Here is a 10,029-nt window from a genome sequence, read left to right as displayed (position 1 = left end):
CCGGAGGACTCATGCTCGACATCGTCCCGCCGCAGCAGGGCCACACCGTCTTCGAGGCGATGGAATCGCGGGTGCGACTCTATTCACGGAGTTTTCCCACGATCTTCAGCCGGGCCAGGGGAGCCGAGCTCGTCACCGAGGACGGGCGGGTGTTCCTGGACTTCCTGTGCGGGGCGGGCGCGCTCAACTACGGACACAACCACGACCACATCAAGCGCCGCCTGCTTGACTACCTGGCCGATGACGGCGTCGTGCACGGGCTCGACCTGTTCACCACGGCGAAGCGGGACTTCCTCGAGCGGTTCCAGGAGGTCGTCATGCGCCCGCGCGGCCTCGACCACCGCGTGCAGTTCACCGGGCCGACCGGCGCCAACGCCGTGGAGGCCGCGCTCAAGCTGGCGCGCAAGGCCACCGGCAGACCGGGCGTGGTGGCGTTCGGCGGGGCCTTCCACGGCATGTCCCAGGGCGCGCTGTCGGTGAGCGGCGCCCTGGCCGCGCGGCGCGCGGCCGGGGTCTCCCCGCAGGATGTGACGTTCGTGCCCTACGAGGACGGCCCGGCAGGCCCGTTCGACTCGATCGGTTACCTGCGCAGGCTCCTGGACGACCCCGGCTCCGGGGTCGGCCTGCCCGCCGCGGTCATCGTCGAGCCCGTCCAGATGGACGGCGGCGTCTACCTCGCTTCCGGTCCCTGGCTTCGGGCGCTGCGCGACCTCACCGAGCGCCGCGGGATCCTGCTGATCCTGGACGAGATCCAGACCGCCTGCGGGCGCACGGGGAGCTTCTTCTGCTTCGAACAGGCCGGCATCACGCCGGACCTGGTGACGGTCTCCAAGTCCCTCAGTGGTTACGGCCTGCCGCTGTCGATCCTGCTGATGCGGCCGGAGATCGACGTGTGGGAGCCGGGCGAGCACACGGGCACCTTTCGCGGAAACCAGCTCGCCCTCATCGGGGCCACCGCCGCCCTCGACCTGTGGGAGAGCGCCGAGTTCCAGGCCGGCTTGCGGGCGCTGGCGGCCAGGCTGGCCGACTTCGGAGCCGACACGGCCCGCGCCCAGCCCGGAGTCCGGGTCCGGGTCAGGGGGGCCGTGCTCGCCGTCGACCTCTCCGAGGCCGGGGGCGGCCCGCGCGCGCGGGAGGTCCAGCGTCACTGTTACGAGGGCGGCCTCGTCCTGGAGCGGTGCGGACGGGAGGAGTCCGTAATCAAGGTGATGCCGCCGCTCACTATCGACTCCTCCCGCCTGTCGGCCGGCCTGGCGATCCTGCGGCAGGCCGTTGACGCCACCGCCAAGGCGGCCTCCTGACCTCCCGCGCGGCGGCGCGGTCTCGTCTCCCGGCGCCGCCCGACCCGCGCGACCCGCCCGACCCCCGAGCCGCGTGAGCCGCGTGAGCCGCGAGGGACGCGAGGGACGCGGGGGGACGTCGGCCGCCGGCGCCCCGGCCTCGACCGCCTTGAGACCGTCGGGGATGCCGTCGAAGCCGGCCACCTTCACGTCCGTGCGGGCCTTGGCCCGAGGAGCTTGATCGCGCCCAGCGTCCCGCTCGTGACCGGAGCGATCTCCGGCAAGGAGTCGCCAAAGGTGGGGTCGGCGGGCTAGGAATTTTCACCGAGCGCCATCAGTTGTCTCGGGGGCCGGTCGCCGTCGTCAGCCTTTGGCTCTGTTCGGCTTTCCAGTTCCCGACATGCGCCGTGGGCACCCGTCGGCAGAGGTCCGGTAAGTCCTGATACCCGAGGGAGAGGCTGCGTGCCGACTAGAGGGCAACGTGGGGTGACGACCGACGAAGGCGATCTTGCGGCGTTTCTGCGATCGCGCCGGGAGCAACTGAAACCCGAGCAAGTGGGTTTGTCCTCCTCTGCTCGGCGGCGAACCCCCGGGTTGCGGCGAGAAGAGCTCGCTACGCTCGCCGGCTTGAGCGTCGAGTATCTGGAACGGCTGGAGCAGGGCCGAGACACCAATCCCTCCGTCGCGGTGCTCGCCGCGCTCGCCGAGGCGCTGCGGCTCTCCGATGACGACAAGCGGCACCTTGCGATGCTGGCCATGAAACGGCACAGCGCCGCGCTCTTCCCGGCGCCCCGCCCGGTCAGCGATGAGCCACGACCCACCGTGCTTGCGCTGCTGGACCGTCTCGATCCCACGCCGGCGTGCTTGCTCGGGCCCATCTACAACGTTGTGGCATGGAACAAAGCATGGGAAACGGTGTCCAGGCCGCTGGGAACGCCGGATGGGGAGCCGCCCAACTTCATTCGTCACCACTTCCTGAACCCCGCGACGCACCGGCTATTCGATGATGACGATTGGGCGGCCACAGCCGACGAGGTGGTCGGCTGGCTGCGGTCCGCCCAACAGGACTGGGGTTCCGACGACGAGTTCCGCGCCCTGGTCGACGACCTGAGCGCGGTTCCCGAGTTCGCGGAGCGATGGGCCGCCCACCCGGTCGCGTACAGACGGCCAGGCGTCAAGCGTCTCTTTCATCCCGATGCCGGGATCCTCCACGTCACTCTCGAGGTTCTTCTCGTCGGAGAGGCCGGCCACTGGCTCCAGTTGTGGCTGCCCCACGATGAAAAGACCGAGCACGCCATAGATGCCCTCCTCTCCCCATCCCGGGAAGCCGGGAATCGGAGTTCCTCATCTGTCGTGACGCCGGGTCACCGCAGGGAGTGAGCGAAGCCGCTGATGCCGCGGACGTTCGCGGCGTAGACGTCGGGCAGCGCCGCGCGGACGAGGGTCTCCGCGATGTGGGACAGCCCCATGTTCATCCAGCCGGCCGTCGGGACGCCCGCCGCGAGCAGCTTGCGGTAATAGTCGAGTCCCTCGTCGCGCAGCGGATCGACCTCGTTGACTGTAATCACGTGCGGCGGAAGCCCCTCCAGGTCGGCGGTCGTGGCCCGGGAGGGCCAGCAGGTCGCCTCGTCGATGTTCGCCGAACCCGGGTCGTAAATCTCGGCGAGTACCTGCATCGTGTCGCGATTGAGGACGTAGCCGTCGTTCTCGGCCAGCGATGGCAGCCCCTCGCCGTCAAGGGCCCACTTGCCGTAGATGTATGGGCATTGCGCGTACACCCCGGAGATCGTGGACAGGAAGCCCTCCCGTTTGGCCTTGATGGCCAGCGCGAGAGCGAGGTTGGCGCCGCCTGACTCGCCCGACACCACGATGTTCGACACACCCAGCTCGGTGGCGTGCGCCGCAGCCCACCGCAGGCCGGTCGCGCAGTCCTCCAGCCCGGCCGGGTACGGATGCGGACCGAGCTTGCCCGCGCCGTTGCGGAACTCGACGCCGATGACGACCAGGCCGGTAGCGGCGAGTTCCCGCCGCCAGCGATCGTAGCCGGCGCCCGCGGCCTCCGAAATGACCATGCCGCCGCCGTGAATGTAGTAAACGGCCGGCAGCGGGCCCTGCACGCCCTCCGGGCGGGTCACGTAGAGCTTGATCTCGTGGCCATCCGGACCCGTGACGGTGTGCGTCTCGGACGCGACCCCCTCGACCTCGGGCAGTCCAGCGTTCAGCGCCTCGAACAATGGCTCGGAGCCGGACTCGACAGCGGCGGCGAACTCCAGAAGCTCCGCACGCGGGGAACGGAAACTCACCGATGGCGCCGACGACAGATCGCCGAGCCCGACCGGTGCAAGCGCGGCTACGAGACCTGGATGAGTCCGGGGGTCGGTCTTGAGCGACCGCTCAGAGGCGCCGAGGCGCCCCGCGGCGCCGTTACGAAACTCTGTAGCACTTTCAGCTGTCACGGTTGGCTCTTTCTTGGATATGAGAAGCGACGCGCCCGCGTACCAGGTGTGGGACTGTCCCGCACGTACGGCCGTACAGCTCTGTGCGCCGGCGTATCGGTGAAGAACTCGGCGTCGGTGCCGAGCAGTTGAGAAGGCGTGCTCCGCGGCAGTTCAGCCGTGTCAGGTGACCTTGACGAGTCCCCGGCCTCAGCCCTTGAACAGTGCGCCATTCCCAGGAACCGGGGCGTATGCCCCGAGCGCGGACAGCACCTGCCAGGACGTGGCGGTCGATGCGGTGACGACCGGCAGGCCCACGACGGCTTCGGCCGCCGGGATCGCCTCCAGGGACGGCATCTGCACGCACGCACTCAACACCACCGCGTCGGCCCCGCGCGTGTCGAGCCGGCCCGCGATCTCCGGCAGCTTTCCCTGGTCGAGGCGTCCGACGGCGAGGTTGTCGTCCACCTCCAGACTGATCGCGTCCTGGACCTCGATGCCCTCTGCCTCGATGTAATCGACCACCCGCGCGGTCAAAGGCTTCATATACGGGGTCACCAGTGAGACCTTGCGGGCGCCGAGGTGGTGCAAGCCGGCGACGAGAGCCCCCGCGCTCGACACCACGTCCACCGGGTCGCCCGCATCCGCCGCCGTCTTGGTCAGCCGCTTCTCAATCTCATAATGCGCCCCGCGCCCCTGAGACATGATCGCGACCAGGCAGGCATACGCCATCACATCTACCGCCGCGTCAGCCAGCTCCACCGCCGCCCGATCGGCGTCCGCGTTCATCGCGGACAGTTCCTCCGCACTCACGGTCTTCATCCGCATCCGGCTGGAGTGGAACGTGAACCGGTCGCCCGTCGCCGCCGCCACCCGGCGCAGCACCTCGGGAACCTCGGTCTCCATCGTCGTGTTGGAACTCGGCACCAACAGGCCCACGCGGTACGAACTCATCGATACTCACCTCTCGTAACACATTCGAGTCGGTCACAGGCGGTCTGCGTCTTCGGCGCACGAGCAGCGCCGCCCATTGGACGGCGTGGTCGCCGGCGACTCAAGCTCGGACGAGACGTTGGGTTCCGAGGGTGTGGATCCATTCCCGGACCCCTCGGTCGCCGGACTGTCTCCTTCCGCGCTGTTCGACCGCTCACCATGACAATGCGCTTCACGTACCGGGTGTGGAACGCCCTGCGGATACTCCGTACTCGCAGGGCGAGGCTCCTTCAAGCGAGCCGGTCGCTTCGCTGGGAGTCGCCACCTCGCCCGCGGCCCCACGAGGTCCCAGCCATGCGCGTCACATACGTCGCCTGGCCCGTTCACGCACGAAGATCGGTTGGCATCGCTCGGCGACACGCTACGGGCGCCGGCGGAGCGGCAGCCTCTCCCCGCGAGTACGGAGTATTCGCACGGTGTTCTACCGACGACATTCGGCGTACATCGTCATGACCAACGGTTGAAACAAGGCGAAGGAGACAGCCCGATGGAAATCAGGCCGATGCGATCCTGGATTCACCACCGCAGGGGCGAGGTCCTGCGGCAGGGCGGGGTGGGACGGAGCGCCATGCCCGGCGTGTATGAGGACATGCTCACGCGGCATGGCTTCGAGGGCCGTGACGCGTACCTGTACCGGCGCCACGAGTCGACCGCCTGGAAGCGCGCCGAAGGGGCCGGGATCCACCTCGACCTCGATGGGCGGCTGCTGGAGCCCACCGACCTGACGGACGCCGGTGGTAACCCGCTGCGGCTGTTCTACAACCCCGACGGGGCCGTTTCGGTGAGCCGGCGCAGCGCGAACATGACCTATTCGGCGCGTAACGCCGACGGGGACGAGCTGTACTTCGTGCACAAGGGCACCGGCACCTTCTACACCGAGTTCGGCCCGATCCCCTACGAGCCCGGTGACTATGTGCTGTTGCCGAAGGGCGTGACCTACCGGATCCGCCCGACCGGTCCGGACAACTACTTTATGATCATCGAGACGACCGAGGAGCTCGGCTTCGCCGACATCGGCCCACACGGTCGCCGTGCTCCGTTCGACCCGGGACTGCTGTACGTGCCCTCCCCGGAGCTGGACGACCTGGGTGACGGCCGCAACCAGGACGGCGAGTGGCCGGTGCGGGTCAAGTACCAGGGCGGGTTCACCACGGCGTACTACGACTTCGATCCGATCGACGCCATTGGGTGGTCGGGCGACCTGTTCCCGTTCAAGCTCAACATCAGGGACTTCCGGCCGATCACCAGCGACCGCATCCACATCATGCCGAGCGGGCACGCCGTTTTCGCCACATCGACCGTCGTCGTGGGCAATTACCTTCCCCGTCCCCTCGAGTCCGCTCCGGACGCGGAGCCGTTCCCGCCGATCCACCGCAACATGGACTACGACGAGTTCCTGTTCACTCACGCCGGGACGGCTCTCGGTGTGCCCATGCCCCCGGCGAGCTTCGCGCTCACTCCGCGGGGTCTGCACCACGGCCTTCCGGCCAAGGTCGAGGAGGAGCTTCGCAAGGGCATCAAGCCGGGCACCGTCGCCGACTTCGAGTTCATCTTCGTGGACTGGGCGCACTCGCTGGTTGCCACGCCCGAGGCCCTGGCCCAGAAGCGTGCGGGGGACCAGCTGCGCGAGGGGGTCGCGGCCCAGTGACAGTCAGGAACGAGGGTGAATCGAGGTTGACGGACAATGGCTGAGCAGCGACCGAAGGTCAGCACCGCGGGCGTCGGCATCATCGATTTCGCGGAGCTGCCGCCGGGGACCGAGACGACGGTCATCCCGGTCAGCGCCTCCGACGGCGGCGCCTCCCGCGGTGTGCTCTACACCCGGGGCGACGAGCGTACGGTCGTGGTGGTGTCGCATCCCCGAGGCGACATGAGCCGCCATTACGCCGCTCCGGCGCTCCTGGAGGCGGGGTACGCGTTCTACGCCCACCAGCCCCGGAGCCTGAACAACGACGTCGACTGCGAGCACGAGAGACTGCTGCTCGATCTCGCGGCGGGGCTGAGCCATCTGAAGAACGAGCATGGCTTCGAAAAGATCGTCTTGCTGGGCAACAGCGGCGGCGGGTCGTTGCTCGCGTTTTACCAGCAGCAGGCGACGACGACACCGCCGGGCAGGCTGACGGACACCGCGTCCGGGGATCCGCTGGACCTCAACGCGGTTGACATGCCCAGCGCGGACGGCGTCGTCCTGCTCGCCGCGCATCCCGGCCAGGGAACGTTCATGCTGACCGCCATCGACCCGTCGGTCATCGACGAAGACGACCCGCTGTCGGTGGATCCGGAGCTGGACATGTACCACCCGGCCAACGGATTCCGCGAGCCCCCGGAGCCCAGCACGTACTCCGCGGAGTTTCTGGAGCGGTACCGGGCGGCGCAGCGGGCCCGGGTGGCCCGGCTGGACGCCAAGGCCCGCGCGTTGATCGCCGAGCAGCGGCGCTACAAGCAGAAGACGCAGGAGCCGTGGTTCGCGGACCTGCCGCTGGAGGAGCGCGCCTACATCACCCGCCGCGCGGTGGTCGGAAACTACATGGTCGTCCACCGGACCGAGGCCGACCCGGCGTACCTGGACCTGAGCCTGCACGCCTTGAAGTCCACCCGGAAGCCTGCCTCGATTCTCGGACCCCGGCCGGATCAGACCAACTACGCCCCCGCTGGATTCGGACGGCTCGTCACACCGCGAGCATGGCTGAGCACCTGGTCGGGACTGTCGACCCGGGCCGACCTGCTCAAGTCGGTGAAGTCCGTTCACGAGCCGCTCCTCGTGATCAACTTCACCGCGGACAGCCTCGCCTTCAGCGACGAGAGCAAGGCCCACTTCGACGCCGCCCCGTCCGAAGACAAGACGCTGCGGTTCCTCGACGCCGAGCACTTCGGCTACCCCCTTCCCGAGCGGGAGAAGGCCCTGCAGTACATCGTCGAGTGGCTCGCTCCGCGCTTCCCCGCGGCGAAGAACCGCTGATCGATTCACTTGGCCGGTGTGGTGCCGGCGCGCCATCACCACACCGGCCAAGCGGCATAAAGGGACTTTCAATGAGGAGAACGGTGTGAAGGCATACGTTGTGACGCTCGCATTCGTCAACGGACTACCGGACCAGGAGGTCAGTGCGGCGCAGAAAGCGTTCCTGGACAAGCTGTACGGCGAAGGTGCCCTAATCGCCTCGGGCCCATTCAACGACGGCGCCGGTGGTATGGCCCTCCTGCGCTTTGACTCTCTCGAGCAGGCGCGGGAGATCTATCGGGAGAGTCCCATCGTCCGCTCCGGCCACGTGACCTTCGAGCTGCGCGAATGGAACGTCCTGATCGGGTCGATCCAGCGGTAAGCCTCCACCGCTGGTCGTTCCGGTGCTTGATCGAATCAAGGGCTCGCGATCTCTCGCGGAGCCGGAAGGAAACGTTGATGAAGGCGAACACGCACGGCGACGCAGTCCTGCCGTCGCCCGGACCGGCGGTGACGAGCCGGTGGAATCCGGCGACCGGAGTGTGGGAGACGCTCGCCCGGGGGCGCTCGGTTCTGGCCGATCCACGGCTCAACAAGGGCACGGCCTTCACCCAGGAGGAGCGATCCGGTCTGGGTCTGACGGGGCTGGTCCCCTCGCAGGTGTTGTCGCTTCCGCAACAGGTGTCGCGCGCCTACGCCCAGTACTCGGCGAAACCGACCGACCTGGACAAGAACGTCTATCTGCGCTCCTTGCAGGATCGCAACGAGGTGCTCTTCTACCGGCTGCTGGGCGAGCATCTCAGTGAGATGCTCCCCATCGTCTACACACCCACGGTCGGGACGGCGATCGAGCACTACAGCCACCAATACCGGCGGCCGAGGGGAATCTACCTGTCCGTGGACGCCCCCGGCGACATCGAACGGTCCCTGCGCGCGAGCGGTCTCGGAGCCGATGACGTTGACCTGATCGTCGCCACCGACGGTGAAGCGATCCTGGGCATCGGCGACTGGGGCGTCGGCGGAATGGAGATATCCATCGGCAAGCTGGCCGTTTACACCGCCGCCGCCGGAATCGACCCGGCCCGCGTCATCCCCGTCGCTCTCGACGTCGGCACGAACCGGCAGAGCCTGATCAACGATCCCCTCTACTTGGGAAACCGGCATACTCGCGTGGACCGGGCGACCTACGACGCGTTCATCGACAGGTTCGTCGTCGCGGTGGCCGACGTCTTTCCCAACGCGCTGCTGCACTGGGAGGACTTCGCGGCCGACAACGCCCGCCGCATCATGGGCCGCTACGGCGACACGGTGCTCACGTTCAATGACGACATCCAGGGAACAGGTGCGGTGAACCTCGCCGCCGTGCTGTCCGCCCTGCGCGCCACCGGCACGCCACTGCACGAGCAACGCGTGGTCGTCTTCGGTGCGGGAACGGCCGGCGTCGGCATCGCCGACCAGTTGCGCAGCGCGATGATCTCGCGCGGACTCGATCCGCGGACGGCAGGGCGGCGGTTCTGGGCTCTGGGGCGTAACGGCCTGCTGACGGACACCTCGGCCGCCCTGCGCGACTACCAGACGCCCTATGCCCGGCCGGCCGACGAGGTCGCCGGATGGCACCACGACCGTGAACTCGGCGGAATCGGCCTGGACGAGGTGGTGCGCCGCATCCACCCCACCGTCCTGATCGGAACCTCCGGCCGCGGCGGCGCCTTCACGGAAGAGATCGTGCGGGAGATGGCGGCACACACCGAACGGCCTGTCATCCTGCCCATGTCCAACCCCACGCACTTGTCGGAGGCCCAGCCCGGCGACCTGATCCGGTGGACCGACGGCAGGGCGCTCGTGGCCACCGGCAGTCCCTTTCCCCCAGTCCTGCACGACGGGATCACGTACACGATCGGGCAGGCCAACAACGCGCTCGTCTTTCCCGGCCTGGGGCTGGGAGCCGTGGTGGCCGGCGCGCGCAGGATCACGGACGGCATGCTCCAGGCCGCGGCCGAGCAGATCGCGGCGCTTGCCGAGCCGGCCGTCCCGGGCGCGTCCATCCTGCCCAGGATCGAAGATCTGCGGGACACCTCGGCCGCCGTCGCCGTCGCGGTCGCCCGAGCGGCGCAACGTGACGAGGTGGCCAGGGCCCCCATCGGCGACGACATCGACGACCGCGTCAGGGCCGCCATGTGGCAGCCCGACTACCAGGAGGTGCGGCCGATCTGATCGCCTGCCCCAAAGGAGCGGCAGCCTCTCCCCGTGAGTACGGAGTATCCGCACGGCGTTCCACCGCCGGGTACGTGGCGCATACCTTCATGGCGAGCGGTCGAACAGAGCAGAAAGAGACAGAGTCCAGGAGTGACAAATGATCGGGCGCCACGAATCCTCGCGGGAT

At 68.3% G+C, this 10,029-nt stretch carries 8 protein-coding genes; 6 read left to right on the top strand and 2 right to left on the bottom strand.

Annotation, left to right across the window (positions count from 1 at the left end; all coding sequences use genetic code 11):
• Positions 1–11: 11 nt before the first annotated feature.
• Positions 12–1,301 (top strand): diaminobutyrate--2-oxoglutarate transaminase, encoded by a 1,290-nt coding sequence (locus N5079_RS18465; RefSeq protein ID WP_261585157.1) that lies wholly within the window; start codon positions 12–14, stop codon positions 1,299–1,301.
• A gap of 441 nt (positions 1,302–1,742) precedes the next feature.
• On the top strand, positions 1,743–2,660 hold the full coding sequence (locus N5079_RS18460; protein ID WP_315967863.1) for a helix-turn-helix transcriptional regulator: 918 nt from the start codon (positions 1,743–1,745) through the stop codon (positions 2,658–2,660).
• On the opposite strand, the gene N5079_RS18455 is transcribed toward N5079_RS18460, so the two are convergent.
• Positions 2,645–3,583, bottom strand: coding sequence for an alpha/beta hydrolase (locus tag N5079_RS18455; protein WP_261585155.1), 939 nt, complete (start codon positions 3,581–3,583; stop codon positions 2,645–2,647). The two genes, N5079_RS18460 and N5079_RS18455, sit on opposite strands and share 16 nt — an antisense overlap.
• 342 nt (positions 3,584–3,925) lie before the next feature.
• Positions 3,926–4,669 (bottom strand): Asp/Glu racemase, encoded by a 744-nt coding sequence (locus N5079_RS18450; protein ID WP_315967862.1) that lies wholly within the window; start codon positions 4,667–4,669, stop codon positions 3,926–3,928.
• A gap of 526 nt (positions 4,670–5,195) precedes the next feature.
• Between N5079_RS18450 and N5079_RS18445 the strand changes: the two genes are divergently transcribed.
• The 4 genes from N5079_RS18445 to N5079_RS18430 all read left to right on the top strand — a co-directional run bounded on the left by N5079_RS18445 (position 5,196) and on the right by N5079_RS18430 (position 9,860).
• Positions 5,196–6,356, top strand: a complete 1,161-nt coding sequence (locus N5079_RS18445) for a homogentisate 1,2-dioxygenase (RefSeq protein WP_261585154.1) — start codon at positions 5,196–5,198, stop codon at positions 6,354–6,356.
• Positions 6,357–6,392: 36 nt separating this feature from the next.
• A complete protein-coding gene (locus N5079_RS18440; RefSeq protein WP_261585153.1) occupies positions 6,393–7,667 on the top strand; it encodes an alpha/beta hydrolase in 1,275 nt (424 codons plus the stop codon).
• 85 nt (positions 7,668–7,752) lie between these two features.
• A complete protein-coding gene (locus N5079_RS18435) occupies positions 7,753–8,028 on the top strand; it encodes a YciI family protein (protein ID WP_261585152.1) in 276 nt (91 codons plus the stop codon).
• 77 nt (positions 8,029–8,105) lie between these two features.
• On the top strand, positions 8,106–9,860 hold the full coding sequence (locus tag N5079_RS18430) for an NAD-dependent malic enzyme (protein WP_261585151.1): 1,755 nt from the start codon (positions 8,106–8,108) through the stop codon (positions 9,858–9,860).
• Positions 9,861–10,029: the final 169 nt, after the last annotated feature.

The organism is Planotetraspora sp. A-T 1434 (assembly GCF_025420585.1).
Taxonomy (GTDB): Bacteria; Actinomycetota; Actinomycetes; order Streptosporangiales; family Streptosporangiaceae; genus JAOEGB01.
This window is presented reverse-complemented; position numbering and strand designations above follow the sequence as displayed.

Bases quoted from the DNA above. Each gene is read 5' to 3' on its own strand.
- N5079_RS18465 (WP_261585157.1), top strand. From the start codon at position 12: ATGCTCGACATCGTCCCGCCGCAGCAGGGCCACACCGTCTTCGAGGCG.
- N5079_RS18450 (WP_315967862.1), bottom strand. From the start codon at position 4,669: ATGAGTTCGTACCGCGTGGGCCTGTTGGTGCCGAGTTCCAACACGACG.
- N5079_RS18445 (WP_261585154.1), top strand. From the start codon at position 5,196: ATGGAAATCAGGCCGATGCGATCCTGGATTCACCACCGCAGGGGCGAG.
- N5079_RS18440 (WP_261585153.1), top strand. From the start codon at position 6,393: ATGGCTGAGCAGCGACCGAAGGTCAGCACCGCGGGCGTCGGCATCATC.
- N5079_RS18430 (WP_261585151.1), top strand. From the start codon at position 8,106: ATGAAGGCGAACACGCACGGCGACGCAGTCCTGCCGTCGCCCGGACCG.